Origin of the sequence: Microbacterium sp. Root180 (assembly GCF_001428485.1) — a bacterium.
In the GTDB taxonomy this organism is placed as follows: Bacteria; Actinomycetota; Actinomycetes; order Actinomycetales; family Microbacteriaceae; genus Microbacterium.
Map to the genome: position 1 here is coordinate 82,492 of NZ_LMHS01000004.1, position 15,991 is coordinate 98,482.

20 protein-coding genes, 1 tRNA gene and 1 other RNA gene are annotated in these 15,991 nt (G+C 70.3%); 14 read left to right on the plus strand and 8 right to left on the minus strand.

What is annotated here, in order from left to right:
• The first annotated feature begins 38 nt into the window (after positions 1-38).
• The 3 genes from ftsE (at position 39) to smpB (ending at position 2,737) form a co-directional block, all read left to right on the plus strand.
• The gene (ftsE, locus tag ASD93_RS15120) at positions 39-1,244 is read left to right on the plus strand and encodes a cell division ATP-binding protein FtsE (RefSeq protein WP_056124836.1); all 1,206 of its coding nucleotides are present in this window, start codon (positions 39-41) and stop codon (positions 1,242-1,244) included.
• Positions 1,241-2,155: a permease-like cell division protein FtsX gene (gene ftsX / locus ASD93_RS15125; protein ID WP_056124839.1), complete on the plus strand. Its 915-nt coding sequence runs from the start codon at positions 1,241-1,243 to the stop codon at positions 2,153-2,155. The genes ftsE and ftsX overlap by 4 nt, the downstream gene beginning before the upstream one ends.
• A gap of 105 nt (positions 2,156-2,260) precedes the next feature.
• Complete coding sequence (smpB, locus tag ASD93_RS15130) at positions 2,261-2,737, plus strand: SsrA-binding protein SmpB (RefSeq protein WP_056124917.1); 477 nt, start codon at positions 2,261-2,263, stop codon at positions 2,735-2,737.
• A 33-nt stretch (positions 2,738-2,770) separates the two neighbouring features.
• Here the strand turns inward: smpB and ASD93_RS15135 are convergent, their stop codons facing one another.
• Positions 2,771-3,445, minus strand: coding sequence for an SIMPL domain-containing protein (locus ASD93_RS15135; protein ID WP_056124842.1), 675 nt, complete (start codon positions 3,443-3,445; stop codon positions 2,771-2,773).
• A 49-nt stretch (positions 3,446-3,494) separates the two neighbouring features.
• Between ASD93_RS15135 and ASD93_RS15140 the strand changes: the two genes are divergently transcribed.
• The 4 genes from ASD93_RS15140 (at position 3,495) to ASD93_RS15150 (ending at position 5,239) form a co-directional block, all read left to right on the plus strand.
• Positions 3,495-3,974: a nitroreductase/quinone reductase family protein gene (locus ASD93_RS15140; RefSeq protein WP_056124845.1), complete on the plus strand. Its 480-nt coding sequence runs from the start codon at positions 3,495-3,497 to the stop codon at positions 3,972-3,974.
• A 126-nt stretch (positions 3,975-4,100) separates the two neighbouring features.
• Positions 4,101-4,469: a transfer-messenger RNA gene (gene ssrA, locus ASD93_RS15810) on the plus strand.
• A gap of 171 nt (positions 4,470-4,640) precedes the next feature.
• A complete protein-coding gene (locus tag ASD93_RS15145) occupies positions 4,641-4,844 on the plus strand; it encodes a hypothetical protein (RefSeq protein ID WP_056124848.1) in 204 nt (67 codons plus the stop codon).
• Between the two features lie 23 nt (positions 4,845-4,867).
• The gene (locus ASD93_RS15150) at positions 4,868-5,239 is read left to right on the plus strand and encodes a type II toxin-antitoxin system death-on-curing family toxin (RefSeq protein WP_157536992.1); all 372 of its coding nucleotides are present in this window, start codon (positions 4,868-4,870) and stop codon (positions 5,237-5,239) included.
• A 17-nt stretch (positions 5,240-5,256) separates the two neighbouring features.
• Here the strand turns inward: ASD93_RS15150 and ASD93_RS15155 are convergent, their stop codons facing one another.
• Both ASD93_RS15155 and ASD93_RS15160 read right to left on the minus strand, forming a co-directional pair.
• Positions 5,257-5,484, minus strand: a complete 228-nt coding sequence (locus ASD93_RS15155) for a hypothetical protein (RefSeq protein ID WP_235566983.1) — start codon at positions 5,482-5,484, stop codon at positions 5,257-5,259.
• Positions 5,478-6,959, minus strand: coding sequence for an SDR family oxidoreductase (locus ASD93_RS15160; RefSeq protein ID WP_056124855.1), 1,482 nt, complete (start codon positions 6,957-6,959; stop codon positions 5,478-5,480). Before ASD93_RS15160 ends, ASD93_RS15155 begins: the two co-directional genes overlap by 7 nt.
• Before the next feature lie 49 nt (positions 6,960-7,008).
• Between ASD93_RS15160 and ASD93_RS15165 the strand changes: the two genes are divergently transcribed.
• Together ASD93_RS15165 and ASD93_RS15170 are read left to right on the plus strand one after the other, a co-directional pair.
• Positions 7,009-7,422 (plus strand): NUDIX hydrolase, encoded by a 414-nt coding sequence (locus ASD93_RS15165; protein WP_056124857.1) that lies wholly within the window; start codon positions 7,009-7,011, stop codon positions 7,420-7,422.
• 71 nt (positions 7,423-7,493) lie between these two features.
• Positions 7,494-7,721, plus strand: coding sequence for an RNA-binding S4 domain-containing protein (locus tag ASD93_RS15170; RefSeq protein ID WP_056124860.1), 228 nt, complete (start codon positions 7,494-7,496; stop codon positions 7,719-7,721).
• Positions 7,722-7,753: 32 nt separating this feature from the next.
• Here ASD93_RS15170 and ASD93_RS15175 read toward each other — a convergent pair whose 3' ends face one another.
• From ASD93_RS15175 to ASD93_RS15185, 3 genes are read right to left on the minus strand one after another with little or no spacing between them, the layout of a single operon-like run.
• Positions 7,754-9,094 (minus strand): flavin monoamine oxidase family protein, encoded by a 1,341-nt coding sequence (locus tag ASD93_RS15175; RefSeq protein ID WP_056124862.1) that lies wholly within the window; start codon positions 9,092-9,094, stop codon positions 7,754-7,756.
• 58 nt (positions 9,095-9,152) lie between these two features.
• Positions 9,153-9,998, minus strand: coding sequence for a helix-turn-helix transcriptional regulator (locus tag ASD93_RS15180; RefSeq protein WP_056124865.1), 846 nt, complete (start codon positions 9,996-9,998; stop codon positions 9,153-9,155).
• Between the two features lie 59 nt (positions 9,999-10,057).
• Positions 10,058-10,996, minus strand: coding sequence for an SDR family oxidoreductase (locus ASD93_RS15185; RefSeq protein WP_056124868.1), 939 nt, complete (start codon positions 10,994-10,996; stop codon positions 10,058-10,060).
• A gap of 210 nt (positions 10,997-11,206) precedes the next feature.
• On the opposite strand from ASD93_RS15185, the gene ASD93_RS15190 reads away from it, so the two are divergent.
• Positions 11,207-11,710, plus strand: a complete 504-nt coding sequence (locus ASD93_RS15190; RefSeq protein ID WP_056124870.1) for an SRPBCC family protein — start codon at positions 11,207-11,209, stop codon at positions 11,708-11,710.
• Complete coding sequence (locus ASD93_RS15195) at positions 11,707-13,173, plus strand: phytoene desaturase family protein (RefSeq protein WP_056124874.1); 1,467 nt, start codon at positions 11,707-11,709, stop codon at positions 13,171-13,173. Before ASD93_RS15190 ends, ASD93_RS15195 begins: the two co-directional genes overlap by 4 nt.
• 43 nt (positions 13,174-13,216) lie before the next feature.
• On the opposite strand, the gene ASD93_RS15200 is transcribed toward ASD93_RS15195, so the two are convergent.
• Both ASD93_RS15200 and ASD93_RS15205 read right to left on the minus strand, forming a co-directional pair.
• A complete protein-coding gene (locus ASD93_RS15200) occupies positions 13,217-13,795 on the minus strand; it encodes a hypothetical protein (protein WP_056124878.1) in 579 nt (192 codons plus the stop codon).
• A 42-nt stretch (positions 13,796-13,837) separates the two neighbouring features.
• Positions 13,838-14,665, minus strand: a complete 828-nt coding sequence (locus ASD93_RS15205) for an inositol monophosphatase family protein (protein WP_056124880.1) — start codon at positions 14,663-14,665, stop codon at positions 13,838-13,840.
• A 94-nt stretch (positions 14,666-14,759) separates the two neighbouring features.
• Between ASD93_RS15205 and ASD93_RS15210 the strand changes: the two genes are divergently transcribed.
• The 3 genes from ASD93_RS15210 to ASD93_RS15220 form a co-directional block, all read left to right on the plus strand.
• Positions 14,760-14,835, plus strand: a tRNA-Lys gene (locus tag ASD93_RS15210).
• 89 nt (positions 14,836-14,924) lie between these two features.
• Positions 14,925-15,194 (plus strand): hypothetical protein (locus ASD93_RS15215; RefSeq protein ID WP_235566984.1); only part of this gene is annotated, 270 nt, incomplete at its 3' end.
• 272 nt (positions 15,195-15,466) lie between these two features.
• On the plus strand, positions 15,467-15,991 hold a 525-nt coding region (locus tag ASD93_RS15220; protein ID WP_235566985.1), incomplete at its 3' end, for a DUF222 domain-containing protein.

The following is a 15,991-nucleotide window of genomic DNA, read 5'->3' on the forward strand; positions in this document are numbered from 1 at the left end:
GGGCCGTGGCGATGGCGCCCGCTTAGGCTCGTTAGGCCATGATCCGGTTCGAGAACGTCACGAAGCGCTACAGGGGCACCTCTCGGCCTGCCCTGAACAACGTTGATTTCGAGGTGCTGCGCGGGGAGTTCGTCTTCCTCGTCGGCGCCTCCGGATCGGGGAAGTCCTCGTGCCTGCGCATGGTCCTGCGCGAGGAGTCTCCGTCCGACGGGCGCGTGGTCGTGCTCGGCCGCGACCTGCGCACACTGTCGAACCGCAAGGTGCCGTACTTCCGTCGTCACATCGGGGCGGTGTTCCAGGACTTCCGGCTGCTCCCGGGCAAGACCGTGTTCCAGAACGTCGCCTTCACGCTCCAGGTGACCGGGTCCTCGCGCGGGTACATCCAGCAGACGGTGCCGGAGGTGCTCGCACTCGTCGGTCTCGACGGCAAGGAGAAGCGTCTGCCGCACGAGCTCTCCGGTGGCGAGCAGCAGCGCGTCGCGATCGCCCGCGCCCTCGTCAACCGGCCCCAGGTCCTCCTCGCCGACGAGCCGACCGGAAACCTCGACCCGGGGACATCCGTCGACATCATGCAGCTGCTCGCCCGCATCAACGGGGGCGGCACGACCGTTGTGATGGCCACGCACGAAGCCGGCTTCGTCGACCAGATGCAGCGCCGCGTGATCGAGCTGCGTCACGGAGAGATCGTGCGCGACGAGCGCCATGGCGGCTACGGCGACACATCCGGCCTGCCGAGCCTCGCTCCCGAGCAGGAGCGCGGCGCCGCCGCCGTCGCGGCGCTCACCGCAGTCCTGGAGGTGCAGCGTGAGGCCGCTGCCGCCGCCGAGGCCGGTCTCGATCCGACACTCGTCTTCGATGAGGAGTCGACGGATGCCGCGCCCACCGCGGGTGCAGAGGCAGCGGCATCCGCTCGCACCTCCCACGATTCCGACCCCGCCGCCGGCGGCGCGAGCGCACCCGATGCCGCGCCGGCCGAAGCGGAACCCGCGCCGCAGACGGAACCTGAGCGGGTTCCCCCGCCCGCACCGGCCGCGCAGCCCGCGCCCGCACCGCAACCCGCCTCCGCGGACGATCCTGCTCCCGCCGCGGCGCCGGCCAGGCAGACTCCCGCGCCGAAGCCCGCGACCCAGACGCAGCCGATCCCGGTCGCCGATATCCCCGAGGTCGACCTCGCCGAGCTCGGCCTCGCCGATCGCCTCGGGCTCGAGACCGGCGACGACGAAGAAGTGGGGCCGACGTCATGAGGGTCGGACTGATTCTCGGCGAGGCCTTCACGGGACTGCGTCGCAATGCCTCGATGGTCATCTCGGTCGTGCTCGTGACCTTCGTCTCGCTCACGTTCGTCGGCGCCGCGATCCTCATGCAGATGCAGATCGGCACGATGAAGGACTTCTGGGTCGACCGTGCCCAGGTCGCGATCTACATGTGCACCGCGATCTCGCAGGCGCCCACATGCACCGAGGGGGTGGCGAGCGAGGAGCAGCTCGCCGCCGTGCAGGAGAAGCTCGAAGGCCCCGCGCTGTCGCCGCTCATCCGCGATGTGCGCTTCGAAGACAGCGAAGAGGCCTATCAGAACGTCATCGAGCTGCTCGGGGAGGACTACGCCAGCGTCATCACTGCCGACCAGCTCAACGAGACGTACTGGATCAATCTGATCGACCAGAACCAGTCCGACGTGATCATCGAAGCGTTCGCGGGAACCGACGGCGTCGAGGAGGTCCAGGACCAGCTCCAGTACCTCGAGCCGCTGTTCTCGGCGCTGACCGTCGCAACCTATATCGCCGTGGGCATCGCGGTGCTCATGCTCATCGCGGCCGTGCTGCTGATCGCGACCACGATCCGGCTCTCGGCCTTCGCGCGACGGCGCGAGCTCGGCATCATGCGCCTGGTCGGGGCATCCAATCGCTTCATCCAGACCCCGTTCGTGCTGGAGGGCGTGTTCGCGGCGCTCATCGGCTCGCTCCTGGCCAGCGCGGCCGTGATCGCGGGGGTGCATTTCGGGGTCGACCAGTACCTCCGCGGCCGCGTGGAGTTCGTCACCACGTGGGTCTCGCTCGCCGATGCCTGGCTCGTCGTTCCCGTGCTGATCGTGATCGGCGTCGTGCTGGCGGGACTCTCCGCGAGCTTCGCGATCCGGCGCTGGCTGCGCGCCTGATCTCACTCGGCTGCACGCCGGGCGTGTCGTCAGGGGTAGACTGAACGGCTGCCGTGCGCCCGCACGGTGTGCTTCGACAAGCTCAGCAACCGGAATGGAGCGGTCATGCCCAGGGAACGCGGGGAGAAGGTCGTCGCGACCAATCGTCGCGCGCGCCACGAGTACGAGATAGAGAAGACGTACGAGGCGGGCCTGGTGCTGACCGGAACCGAGGTGAAGTCGCTGCGACAGGGTCGCGCGAACATCTCGGACGGCTACGCGTACATCGCGAACGGCGAGGCGTTCCTCGACGCGGTGCACATCCCGGAGTACTCACAGGGTCACTGGACGAATCACGCGTCCAAGCGCATCCGCAAGCTGCTTCTCCACAAGGACGAGATCGTGAAGCTCTCGCACGCGGTCTCGGCGGGTGGGTACACCCTCGTGCCGCTCAAGCTGTACTTCAACGACGGCCGCGCGAAGGTCGAGATCGCGGTGGCCAAGGGCAAGCGCGAGTACGAGAAGCGCCAGACGATCCGCGAGCGCGAAGACAAGCGCGAGGCGGAGCGTGCGATGCGCGCCCGCAACCGCCTGGGCGACTAGAGCGGATGCCGCGCCGCACCGCGGCGAAGACGGTCAGCGTGCGGCGAAGCGGGCTTCGACCGCTGCGGTGATGACGATGTCCTCGGGCTGCAGCTGCACCGCCGGGCCGCCGCCGCTGTCGGCGGCGAACTGCGCCTTCGCCATGAGCATCCGCGGCGCCGGCGCAGACTCGGGGGAGTCGTGGCGGGTGAGCAGGCCGAGGTCGGCGATCTCGAGCGGCGTCACGGTGCCGAGGCCGATCGCGCCGGCATAGGCGTTCGCGCGCGCGACGGCGACCGCCACGGCGCCGGCGGCGACCTCGCGCTCGACCGAGGCCCGGGCGCCGGGCGTGAGCTGCCAGTCGATCCAGCCGAGCTGTACGCCTTCACGCTCGGCGACCTCGCCGGCCCACCACGACAGCACCGCGAAGTCGGTGAAGGTGGCCGTGAAGTCCACCGTTCCGTAGTGGACGGGGGCGAGGCGTGTGCCGTCCGCGCTCCAGGGCCGCTCGGACCATACCGAGACGCGCTGGCTCGTCCATTCGGCGACGGTCCCCGCCGCCTTCCGGTTGGCCAGGTCGTCACGCACCGGCTCGCTGTAGGCGGCCATGCGCTCGACGACCGCGCCGCGCTCGGGGCCTTCGGCGCGGATCGTGAGGTGGGCGACCGCGCGCTCGGGGGCGATGCGGGTCTCGTGCTCGCCTCGGACGGTGATGACGACTTCGCTCATGCCGCCGACTCTACTTCGCCGGTTGTGCGGCGACGGCGATCCCGGGAGGATGCTCAGCGTGACCGAAACCCCGTCGGGCTCCGCGCGGATCCCGCCGCGGTGGTTCATCCGCACGGCCTGGGTCGTGCATCGCGGCCTCTATCGCCTGACCCGCGGCAGGTTCGGGCTGCGTCGGCCCACGCCGACCGTCTACGGGATGATGCGGCTGCACACGACGGGCCGCCGCACCGGCAAAGAGCGTGTGGCGATCGTCGCGTACTTCGAGGACGGTCCCGACCTCATCACGATGGCGATGAACGGGTGGGACGAGCCGCCACCCGCGTGGTGGATCAACCTGCGCGCGAATCCGGAGGCGACCGTCGACCTGCCCGGCTCGCAGCGACGAGTGCGCGCCCGGGAGGCGACGGGCGCCGAGCGCGAGCGCCTGTGGGACGTGTTCCGCGGACTGGAGGAGGGGTCGGACCTCGACGCGCTGGCGCGCCTGCGCACCCGCGAGACGCCGATCGTGGTCCTCGAACCCGTCGGCTGAGCCCGGTCGAGCCCGCGCGGAATGGCGGGGGCGCGGCATCCGTTGTATCCTGATGTGCTCGGATGCTTCGGCTCCGGGTTTGGAAACTCCACAGTGTGACAGCGGCCCTTCGCGAGAAGGTTCCATGGGGATGATCGGTTTCGACATCGCCTGCGAATCTGCGAGAAGCGGGCCGAGGATGCAGAGTTATCTCGTAAACGCTCTCTGCAAACCAATAAGTGCCGAACCAAAGCGCACTGAACTCGCCCTCGCTGCCTAAGCGAGCCTGAGTTCCGTCAGACCGTAGGCGTTCCCGCTACGGACCCTGGCGTCATCTAGGGGACTTGCTGCGTGACGGCGTCTGGACGTCACGCGGGACTCTTTCCAGACTGGGCTCGTCGACTTAGGTGTCTGTGACAAAGGTCGGAGCCGAGCAGAACGCTTTCATAGACTGCGCCCGGAGAAGACGCAGTATCCCAGCGATGGACGGGGGTTCGATTCCCCCCATCTCCACGATCCGCTGTCACAGAACAAGGCCTCGAAAGCCGCGTAATCGCGCGGGTTTCGAGGCCTTTGTTCGTTTTCGGCGATGCGCTGCGAGACCCTAGCGCCCACAAATCGCCCCAGTCCACTGAGGGACTTGACTGGTATCATCGTGATACCTAGGAAGCACGGAAGGAGCACACGATGCCGATGACACTTCGCTTGTCCGAGACGGGCGAGCAGAACCTGGACCAGCTCGTGGCGGCCACCGGGCAGAGTAAGACACAGGTGGTCGAGAGCGCGTTGGCCGAGATGGCTGCGCGTAACTCCCATAGGGCGGCGGTCGCTGCGTCGTTTCATCAGACGCGCGTGCGGGACGCTGACCTGCTCGACCGGCTCAGCCGGTGACGGAGTACCTTCGACCCGACGACGTGGACATGCTCGTCGAGTCGGAGGGGTGGCACTGGAGGGATCGCGGGCTGGCGCTGTCCGCGCTCGGCGCACCGCTGCCGGTGTTCGGCGAGGAGATCTATCCGGGGCTGCACCGAAAAGCCGCGGTGCTCCTGCGCGCGCTCAACCTCGACCACCCCTTGTTGGACGGCAGCAAGCGGCTGAGCTGGTATCTGGTGCGGGCGTTCTACGCGCTCAACGGTTACGACCTGTATGCCACCGCGGACGAAGGCGACCGATACATTCGGCTGGTCGCGGGAGAGGCGCCGCCGCCGCTGGATGACATCGAGCTGTGGTTGGACAAGCACGCGCACCCGCTGGCGGACATGGATGAACGCGTGGACGCGGTCTAGCGGTAGAACGTTGAGGTTCACGCCGGGGACGACGGATGGCGCCGCGGGCGAGGGGCCGGAGGGGGAGGGACCTCCTTCGCGGCGATGATCGCGCTGCGGGGAATGCGCTCGACGCCGCGCTTTCCGTCGACCGTGACCGTCTCAGCATCCGCGCTCAGAAGCTCACCCAGCGCGTCGGTCGCCTGCCCGGTCGGCAGCATGTAGCGCACGACCACGCGATGGCCGGGCTCGGGCAGGTTCACCACTGGCCCGGGGCGTAATCCTTGAGGAAGACGCCGAACAGGTCCTCGCCGGCCTCGCCGCGCACGATCGGGTCGTAGACGCGCGCCGCGCCGTCGACCAGGTCCAGCGGCGCGTGGAAGCCCTCCTCGGCGAGGCGCACCTTGGTCGGGTGCGGGCGCTCGTCGGTGATCCAGCCGGTGTCGACGCTGGTCATGAGGATGCGGTCGGTCTCGAACAGCTCGCGCGCGCTCGTGCGGGTGAGCATGTTGACGGCCGCCTTGGCCATGTTCGTGTGAGGGTGCCCCGGACCCTTGTACCCGCGATTGAACACACCCTCCATCGCGCTCACGTTCACGACGTAGGTGCGCCGCGCGGGGCTTGCCGCCAGCGACCTGCGCAGCTTCGACACGAGCAGGAACGGCGCGGTGGTGTTGGCGAGCTGCACCTCGAGCATCTCGAGCGGATCGACCTCCTCGACGCTCTGCACCCACGAGTTCGAGTGGTCGAGATCGGGGATGAGCCCGCCCGCGTCGATCGCCGTACCGGAGGCGAGGCGCTCGAGCGAGCTCGAACCCGGTGCCATCGCCTGCTCGGTGAGCTCATCGGCACGCGCGGCGGCTGCCGCGAGGATCGGGTGCGCGGTCACCGAGCGCTCCAGGGCCTGCGGATGACGGTCGTTGGTGTGTCCGAACGTCACGAGCTCCGGGAGCGGGCCGGACGGCAGCGGAGCCAGCTCCGCGTCCACGAGCGGCTGATACGCGCCGGGGGAGCGGCGCACGGTCTGCGTCGCGTTGTTGATGAGGATGTCGAGCGGGCCGGCGGCCGCGACATCCTCAGCCAATCCGATCACCTGGGCAGGGTCCCGGAGGTCGATCCCGACGACCTTGAGGCGGTCGATCCATTCCGGCGCGTCGGGCAGGCTGCTGAAGCGGCGCACGGCGTCGCGCGGGAAGCGGGTCGTGATCGTCGTGTGCGCCCCGTCGCGCAGCAGCCGGAGCGCGATGTACATGCCGATCTTGGCGCGACCGCCGGTGAGCAGCGCGCGCTTGCCGGTGAGGTCGGTGCGCGCGTTGCGTTTCGCATGGCTCATCGCCGCGCAGGTGGGGCAGAGCTGGTGGTAGAACGCGTCGACGACCGTGTAGGGCTGCTTGCAGATGTAGCAGGGGCGCGCCTTGAGGAGGGTGCCGGCCGTCGGAGCGTCGGTCGAGCTCGAGATCGGGATGCCGCGCGTCTCGTCGTCGATGCGGTCGGGCGCGCCGGTGGCCGTGGCCGCGACGACCGCGCGGTCGGCGATGGCGATCGCCTCGCGGATCTCGCGGCGGCGCTCCTTCTTCACGGCCTTGAACATCGCGGCGGTCGCACGACGCACGGCGATGTAGTCGGGGTGGCTCTCGTCGACACCGGCCATGCCGGCGAGCACCTGGAGGGTGGTCGCCAGATCGTCGGGGTCGATGCCGCTCGGCGGCACGTCGGAAGGCGCGGAGGAATCGGGAAGCACACGTGATTCTACGCCGGGCCGCTTCGGCTCTTCCTGTTAGCGTGCCTTCGTGAGCACCTCGAACCCGGCGCCCGCTCCGGCGCGCAGCATCCGCGTGTCTGCGGCGGTCATCGTGAACGACCGCGACGAGCTGCTGCTGGTGCGCAAGGCCGGCACGACGGCCCTCATGCAGCCCGGGGGTAAGCCTGAGCCCGACGAGACTCCGGCCGAGACGCTGAGCCGCGAGCTCTTCGAGGAGCTGGGGTTGTCGGTGGATGCCGCGGACCTGCGTCCGCTCGGATTGTTCACCGCGGCGGCGGCCAACGAGCCGGGATTCCTGGTGGTGGCAGACGTCTTCGAGGTCGACATCCGCGATCAGTCGCCGGTGATCGGCGCGGAGATCGAGGAGCTGCGGTGGGTCGCGCGTGCGGAAGCCGACGAGCTGGAGATCGCACCGCTCGCGCGAGAGAACTTCCTCCCCTGACTGCGTGCTCGATCCTCGCACCGGTGGGGTCCGGGGCTGGGCGCGATCGCCTGTCCGCTAGCATTTCGAGCATGACGAAACCCGCCCCCGTCGACGATGTCCCGATCGGCGGCGAGGCGATTCGCCTGGGGCAGTTCCTGAAGTTCGCCGGCGTTCTCGACTCCGGCGGTGACGTGAAGGAAGTCATCATCGACGGCCTCGTGACGGTGAACGGCGAGGTCGATCGCCGCCGCGGCCGGCAGCTGCAGCTCGGTGACATCGTCGGGTTCGAGGGGCGCCGCTTCCGCGTCTGCGCGTGAGGCCGCCGCGGAGGCCCCTGCGCGGGTAGCGACTAGTCCGTCGCCGTCCGCTCCGCCCAGGCATCCTCGATGGGCACGTCCCGCCCGAGCACGTTCGCCGCTGCGCGGTGGCCCGAGAACATCGCTGCGGGCACCGTCGCCGGATCGTCGGTCCAGGTCGCCTCGCCGGCGAGATGGAGCACGCCGCCGATCGGAGTGGCGAGGGTGTCGTGGTCCTCGGTCCGCGACCCCACGGTCATGTAGGCGTAGGAGCCGTGCGAGAACGGGTCGTCCTGCCAGTCGGTGACGTGCACGTGCGTCGGCTTCGGGACGCGGTCCCCGTACAGCCGCCGCAGCTGCTCGAGCACCGATTCGATGATGCGCTCTTCGGACCAGTGGAGGGTCTCGACGGCCGCCGGCCCGGCGGCGAAGGTGAGCAGGGTGGGTTCGTCGTGCAGCGCGGTCAGGTCGTACCACGAGTGCCACCAGCGTCCCTCGGGACCCTGCTGACGGATGACGTACACGTCGTCGTCCCAGAACTTCGTCGCGAACCGGAGGAAGACCTTCTCGAACGCGTTCATCGCGAAGCCGGTGAGCGCACCCGCCACCGGCTCGGGGAGCGGCGGCTCGATCACGAACTCGTCGGACTGCAGCACCCCCACCGGGACCGTCACGATCGCGGTGTCGGCGCCGAACGAGCCGAAGTCGGTGTCGACGACCACGCCGTCGGGCGACCACAGAACGCGCGAGACCTCGTGCGTGAGGCGGATGTCGAGGCCCTCCGCGAGGCGGCGGGGAAGGATGTCGTACCCGTCCGGGAAGACGACCTCGTCGCCGTCGATGGAGTCGTCGTCGAGGCCGTGGGCCGCGAGGTCGTCGATCCAGGCGCCGTACTGCTCCTCGGAGCGATGTTCGAGATACTCCCGCACACGCTGCGTGCGCTCCTCGTCCCACCCCTGAGCGGCCAGCGCCTGCTCGGTGACGTCGCCGTAGGAGGCATCCGGAGCAGACTCGGCGACCACGTCGCGGAGGGTCGCGTCGACCGCGTGGATGTCGGCGACGTAGCTCGCGGCGGCCTCGGCCGAGAGCCGCACCCCGTCCGGCCCGTAGTGCGCGATCGGGCGGCTGTCGGGCTGATAGCCGCCGACGGTGAACTCGACCGTGCGCATGCCGAACGCCTCCGCGGCCGCAGCGACGGGCGAGTCCGTGACGCCGTGGATCCACGACGCGCCCATGTCGGTCGCGCGCCCCAGCCGGTGGTCGGTCGAGACGCGCCCGCCCACGCGATCCCGCGCCTCGAGCACGAGGACGCGTCGTCCGTGCCGCGTCAGCAGCCGGGCGGCTGTGAGGCCGGAGACGCCGGCGCCCACCACGATCGTGTCGAAATGCTCCATCGCCGACCTCCGATGCTCGGGCGCGCGCAGTGCGGCGCTCTCCCGACCCTACCGAGCCTCAGCGGGCCGAACCGACCTCCTGCGTGCCGATGACGGAGAGCAGCTGCAGCTTCTCGTAGCTCTCGGTGCCGGGCGTCGCCGTCAGCACGAGCAGCGTCTGGCCCTGCTCGGGATCGAGGAGGATCTGGCACTGCATGTCCATCACGCCGACCTCGGGATGCTGCAGCCGCTTCTCGCGCGGGTGCGTCGAGCGCACCTCGTGCGCCTCCCACAGTTCGGCGAACTCGGGACTCTCGTCGAGGAGGGCCCGCACCATCTGACCGGCGCGCGATCGGGGACCGTGCTTCGCGTAGACGGTGCGGATGTCGGCGGTGAACGACCGCGAGTGCATCGGGTGGTCGTCGGCCGGGTACACGTCGCGCGCGCCGGGCTCGAGGAACCAGCGGTACCCGACGCTGCGCCGGAACCCCTCGAAGCGCGTCTCGTCGCCGAAGAGCGCCTGCGCGGGCGGCGTCTGGGCGAGCGTCTCGCCGAGCTCGGTCATCACCTGTGCGGGGGTGTCCGCGAGCCGGTCGAGCACGCGCATGAGTCCGGGGGAGACGTGCTCGCTGCGCAGGGCGCGAGCCGGAGCGGTGTGGCCCGCGAGGCGGAAGAGGTGATCTCGTTCCTCCAGCGTCAGCCGCAGCCCTCGCGCGATAGCGGCGAGCATCTGCTCCGACGGCTGGGGGCCGCGGCTCTGCTCGAGGCGGCTGTAGTAGTCCGTCGACATGTCGCTGAGAGCGGCGACCTCTTCACGGCGGAGTCCCTCGGTACGTCGTCGAGGACCCCGTCGCAGGCCGACGTCCTCCGGCTGGAGGGTCGCGCGGCGGCGACGGAGGAAATCCGCCAGCTGTGCTCTGTCCACGTTTCGAGTCTGCGTCATGCCGCGCCCGCGAGCCAGGGATCGATGATCCGCCTCTGGCATCAGACGGCGACGCGCACCCCGGTGAGGCGCTCCGACAGCTCCCACACGCGCTGCGCCTCGGACTCGCTGCGCAGCCGCGTGTACAGCGGCTGCTCGGCGGGAAGGCCGCTCAGATGCCGGAAGCCGCTCGGGCCGTACAGGCGACCGCCCTGCGCGACGGGGCTGGTTGCGGCATGCACTGCAGCGAGCGCGGCCGACTGCGGCGTGCCGAAGAGGAGCCCGCGCCGAGACATCGCGCGGATGAATCGCACGGCCGCGGTGTCGTCGGGGCGTCCCATGCCCGGCTGTGCGGCGAGGAGGTTGGTCGGGGTCACGCCGGGGTGGGAGAGGTTGCTGCGCAGACCCCAGGAGGCGGCATCCGATCGCCTGTGCAGCTCGGTCGCGAAGAGGCCGAACGCGATCTTGGAGGAGCTGTACGCCTTCATGGCGTCGTAGCCCCGGTCCCAGTCGGGGTCGTCCCAGTTGATCGCGCCCTGGTCGGCCGCGACGCTGATCTGGCTCGTCACGTGCGCACGACCGGCGATGAGCAGCGGGAGCAGGTGCGCGACGAGCGCGAAGTGGCCCAGGTGGTTGGTCGCCAGCTGGAGCTCGTGACCGTCGACGGAGAGCTGCCGGGTCGGGGGTGTCATCACTCCGGCGTTCGCGATGAGGATGTCGATCGGGCGGCCGTCGTCGAGAACCTCTCTCGAGAAGGCGGCGACGGATTCCAGCGATGCGAGGTCGAGCGAGCGGATCCGGATGCCGGCATCCGGCGTGCGCTCTCGGATGCGGTCCGCCGCCGCCTCGCCCTTCGCGCGGTTGCGCACGGGGAGGACGAGGTCGGCGCCGCCGCGTGCGAGGCGCGCGGCGATCTCGAAGCCGACGCCGTCGCTCGCACCGGTGACGACGGCGAGGCGCCCGGAGAGGTCGGGCACGGGAATGTCGAGGATCTTCGGCATGGGGTTCCTGTCTGTCGGTGGGATGATCCCAGCGTCGGGGAACACCGCCGCCGGATTCAGGGCGGGTTCACCCAGGGATCGCCGATCCCTGTCTCGCCCTGGCCGGGTCCGACACGCCTCGTGAGCACACGGCCGGCACCTGCGCAAGCGCCTGCACGGCAGCATCCGTCGCTCGTACCGTCGGAGCAGATCACCCGAGGAGGCGAACGGATGTCACGGAACACCAGGATGCTGCGCTGCACGCCGGAGGAGGTGTTCCGCGTCCTCGCGGACGGCTGGCTCTACCCGTCCTGGGTCGTCGGCGCATCGCGCATGCGCGAGGTCGACGACACGTGGCCGGCACCGGGCGCGCAGCTGCACCACTCGTTCGGAGTCTGGCCGGCGCTCATCGACGACCGCACGGTCGTGGAGGCGAGCGTGCCGCCGAGGCACCTGGTGATGCGGGCGCGCGGCTGGCCGATCGGCGAGGCGCGCGTGACGATCGACGTGAAGGAGCGCGGCGACGGGTGCGTCGTCCGCATCCAGGAAGAGGCGGTGGCCGGGCCCGGGCGGTATGTGCCCGCGCCGATCATGGACGTGCTGCTGCACTGGCGAAACACCGAGACACTGCATCGACTGGCGTACCTTGCTGAGGGGATGGCCGTGCGCTCGCAGCGCGTCACGACCGCCGAGCAAGAGATGACGGCAAGCGGAGAGGACGCGAACTCGACGTGAGCGCAGAAGGCGCAGACCTCGACGCGGTCGTGGTGGGCGCGGGCCCGAACGGGCTCGCCGCCGCGGTGACGCTCGCCCGCGCGGGCCTGCACGTGCGCGTCTACGAGCGCGCGGACCGGGCCGGCGGGGGAGCGGCGACGCGCGAGCTCACCCTCCCCGGCTTCCACCACGACGTGTGCTCCGCGGTGCATCCGCTCGCCTTCGAGTCCCGGTTCTTCCGCGAGTTCGGTCTGCGCGACCGCGTCGAGTTCGTCACCCCCGACCTCTCCTACGCGCACCCTCTGGACGGAGGCCGCGCGGCGCTCGCCTACCGCGACCTGGCGCGCACCCGCGACGAGCTGGGCCGCGACGGCCGCGCGTACGAATCGCTCATGGGGCCTCTCGTACGCCACGCGACGAGAGTCGCCGACTTCACGGGATCGCCGCTCCTGCGCGTCCCGACCGACCCGGTGACGGCCGCGACGTTCGGCGTGCGCGCTCTCGAGCAGGGCAGTGCGGCGTGGAATCTCCGGTTCCGCGAGGACGCGGCGCCGGCGCTGCTGACGGGAGTGGCGGCGCACACGATCCTCTCTCAGCCCAGCGTCGCTGCCGCCGGTGCCGGTCTTGCGCTCGGTGCCTACGCCCACGCGCGGGGGTGGCCGATCCCGATCGGCGGGAGCCAGGCGATCGTCGACGCGCTGGTCGCCGATCTGCGCGCTCACGGTGGGGAACTCGTCCTCGACCACGACATCACGTCGCTCGCCCAGCTGCCGCCGGCCCGGCTGAGGATGCTCGACGTCACCCCGCGTGCACTGCTCCGACTCGCGGGCGACGCCGCGCCGTCGCGCTACCGTCGCGCGCTCGAATCGTTCCGCTATGGCGGCGCCGTCGCGAAGGTGGACTTCGCGCTGAGCGCGCCGGTGCCGTGGGCCGATCCCGACGTTCGCGCCGCCGGAACGGTCCACGTCGGCGGCACGCGGGCCGAAGTCGCCGCCGCGGAGAACCAGGTCAATCGCGGCCGCCTGCCCGAACGTCCCTACGTGCTCGTGTCACAGCCCTCCCTTTTCGATGCGAGCCGGGCTCCTGCCGGACGGCACGTCCTCTGGACCTACACGCACGTGCCGACGGGCAGCGACGTCGATCGGCGCGAGGCCGTGACCGCGCAGATCGAGAGGTTCGCGCCGGGCTTCCGCGACACCATCCTCGCGACGAGCTCGCGCACGGCGGTCGACGTCGAGCGGCACAACCCCAACTACCCGGGAGGTGACATCGCAGCAGGAGCGCCGACGCTGTGGCAGATGGTGCGGCGGCCGGTTTTCAGCGTCGATCCGTGGCGAACGCCCATTCCCGGTGTGTACCTGGCTTCGGCATCCGCCCCTCCCGGCCCCGGCGTCCACGGCCTCGTGGGCTGGTTCGCCGCGCGCAGCGCGCTGCGTCACGAGTTCGGCCGACGCGCGCTCCCCGACCTGTCGCCGGGGGCGTGACCGCGGAGCCGGGGAAGCGACGGCGGTCAGTTCGCCGCTCAGTTCAGGACTTCGGCCACTCGATGAGCAGGATGCCCTGCTTCGTGTCGGCGAACTTCACCCATCCGTCGCCGAAGAGGTAGGTCATGCCGTAGCCCTCGTCGTCGACGACGATCGCCGTGCCCTTCGGCGTGGTGATGTAGATGCCGGTTTCGGAGTCCTCGCGGATCCAGCCCTGGGAGACCAGCCACTCCTGAGACTCGGACGCCTCGTCGGCCGGGATCGTGCCCCATCCGAACATCTGAAGATTGTCGCCCGCCGGTCCCTCGAAGTCCGCCCACACGCACTGGAGGCCGTCTTCGAGCATCCGATCGCCGATGTAGAGCCTCTCAGCCTGCGCGGTCCAGCCGACGCTCTCGAAGTCGGCCACGATCTCGGGGCCGATGAGGGTCTCGCACGTCGGATCCTCGGTTGCCGCGTCCACGGTCGGCGTCCGTGAGGGCTCAGGCGCCGAGGCCGTCGGAGTGCCCGCTGTGGTCTCGGTGACCTGAGGAGCCGGTGGCGGGCCGGCGCACGCCGTCACCAGCGACGTGACGGCGAGCGCGAGGACGATCGCGGTGCCGAGTCGGTGTCGTGGGGGCATCGAGCGGTCTCCGGGAAGGGTTTCGGGGGAGGAGGTCGTGCGTCAGGGGGAGCGGAGCAGATCGAGGAACGCGCCGTGGAGCACACGGTTGGTGGCGAGCGAGGAGCGCTCCGAGAGCGAGTCGTTGCCCGCGTACGAGGTGAACCGGCCACCGGCCTCGGTCACGATGGGCACGAGTGCGGCGATGTCGTACTCCTTCACGCCGAACTCGGCGACGAACTCCAGGCGACCCTCGGCCAGGAGCATGTACGGCCAGGCGTCGCCGTAGCCGCGGTCGCGCCACACCGCAGCCGTCAGTCGCTCGAGAGCGTCGAGCTCGCCGGCGTCTCGCCACTGTCCGATGCTCTGGAAGCTGACGCTCGACTCGGCGATCGTGGCGATCGACGAGACGGCGAGCCGACGAGGTTCTCCCGACGGGGTGTTGGTCCAGGCGCCGAGGCCTGTGGCCGCCCACCAGCGGCGGCCGATGGCCGGCTGGCTCGCGACGCCGACACGCGGGATCCCGTCGATCGCGAGCGCGATCAAGGTCGTCCACATCGGGATGCCCTTGAGGTAGTTGGCAGTGCCGTCGATGGGGTCGATGATCCACTGGCGCTGCGCATCGCCGCTGACCCCGTACTCCTCGCCGAAGACGCCGTCGCCCGGACGCTCGGCTTCGAGCAGCGCACGGATGGCGCGCTCGGTGGCGAGATCCGCCTCGGTCACATGCGTGGCATCGGCCTTCGTCGAGACCTCGAGGTCGGGAGCGTCGAACCGGCTCATGGATGCCGCGTCCGCGGCGTCCGCGAGGCGCAGTGCGAGCTCCAGCTCGGCGCCGAGATCACCCTCGTACGGCGCGTCGAAGGGCGTCGCAGAGGGGGAGGAAGTCACGCGATCCAGGATATCCGGCTCGTGGTGACCTCGATTTCCGGTGACGCAATCGTGATGCTAATGTTGACCCTCGGTTCGCCTCTCGGCGGATCACGCACCTCTAGCTCAATCGGCAGAGCAACTGACTCTTAATCAGTGGGTTCTGGGTTCAAGTCCCAGGGGGTGCACCACTGCAGAAGAGCGGTCCTCCGGGGCCGCTCTTCTGGGTTTTCGGCGGGGGGATCGGTCTGCCACGCGTGATGGGCGCCTCCTCCACAGGATGGTCGAGATCAGACTTTCCGCAGGTCTGGTTTGGTTCGTTGATCTGGGGGTTTTCCGCGCCAGGAATGTCGGTGGGTGGTGGCAGGCTTCGGGTATGGAAGCCGTTGTCGACACTCTTGGTGAGGTGGAGCGTGTGCTCGGCGGCGCCGTGGCGGGGGTGTTCGACCGTGGCGAGTTGCGGCTGTCGGGTGACGAGGAGCTGTTGGCGGTGGCGGCGCGGGTTTCGGCGGTGTCGCGTCTGGCTGATGCGCTGCTGGTCGCGGTGGTGNGGCGAGTTGCGGCTGTCGGGTGACGAGGAGCTGTTGGCGGTGGCGGCGCGGGTTTCGGCGGTGTCGCGTCTGGCTGATGCGCTGCTGGTCGCGGTGGTGGGTGAGGTGGTGGAGCGGGCGGATGCTGCCCCGCACGCGGAGCGGATCACCACCGTGCACGGGTGCCGGTCGGTGAAGGAGCTGGTGCAGCGGGTGACACGGCAGTCGTCCCGGGCGGGCGGATGCTGCCCCGCACGCGGAGCGGATCACCACCGTGCACGGGTGCCGGTCGGTGAAGGAGCTGGTGCAGCGGGTGACACGGCAGTCGTCCCGGGCGGTGGGGGAGGTGCTGCGCGGTGCGGCGGCGGTGGCCCGGCCGGTCGCGATCACGACCGGTGAGGTGCTGCCGGCGGCGTATCCCGCGATGCGCGAAGCGTTGGCCTCGGGCGCGGTCGGCATCGACGGGCTGGTCGCGGTGGTCGGTGCGTTGGAGGGGGCGGGGTGTGCGCCCGAGGCGCGGTTGGCGGCCGACGCGGAGCTGGCCGCTGCCGCGCGGGGGGCAGGGTGCGATGGCGGGCCGGCGCCGTGCGCGGACGAGTTGCGGGTGCAGGCGCAGGTGTGGGCGATGTTCCTCGATCAAGACGGCACCGAGCCGCGGGAGGCACGCGCGCTCCGCAAACGAGGGCTCACCCTCGGTGTGTGCCGGGACGGGCTGGTCCCGGTGCGCGGTCAGCTGCTGCCCGAAGTCGCCGGGCAGCTGAACACCCTGTTCCACGCGATCCTCAACCCCAAGGGCGATGGCCCAGTGGCGCCGGCG

Coding starts and splice junctions, on each gene's coding strand:
- smpB (WP_056124917.1), top strand. CDS start 2,261: ATGCCCAGGGAACGCGGGGAGAAGGTCGTCGCGACCAATCGTCGCGCG.
- ASD93_RS15140 (WP_056124845.1), top strand. CDS start 3,495: ATGCTCAGCGTGACCGAAACCCCGTCGGGCTCCGCGCGGATCCCGCCG.
- ASD93_RS15185 (WP_056124868.1), bottom strand. CDS start 10,996: ATGCCGAAGATCCTCGACATTCCCGTGCCCGACCTCTCCGGGCGCCTC.
- ASD93_RS15170 (WP_056124860.1), top strand. CDS start 7,494: ATGACGAAACCCGCCCCCGTCGACGATGTCCCGATCGGCGGCGAGGCG.
- ASD93_RS15190 (WP_056124870.1), top strand. CDS start 11,207: ATGTCACGGAACACCAGGATGCTGCGCTGCACGCCGGAGGAGGTGTTC.
- ASD93_RS15200 (WP_056124878.1), bottom strand. CDS start 13,795: ATGCCCCCACGACACCGACTCGGCACCGCGATCGTCCTCGCGCTCGCC.
- ASD93_RS15135 (WP_056124842.1), bottom strand. CDS start 3,445: ATGAGCGAAGTCGTCATCACCGTCCGAGGCGAGCACGAGACCCGCATC.
- ftsX (WP_056124839.1), top strand. CDS start 1,241: ATGAGGGTCGGACTGATTCTCGGCGAGGCCTTCACGGGACTGCGTCGC.
- ASD93_RS15175 (WP_056124862.1), bottom strand. CDS start 9,094: ATGGAGCATTTCGACACGATCGTGGTGGGCGCCGGCGTCTCCGGCCTC.
- ASD93_RS15145 (WP_056124848.1), top strand. CDS start 4,641: ATGCCGATGACACTTCGCTTGTCCGAGACGGGCGAGCAGAACCTGGAC.
- ftsE (WP_056124836.1), top strand. CDS start 39: ATGATCCGGTTCGAGAACGTCACGAAGCGCTACAGGGGCACCTCTCGG.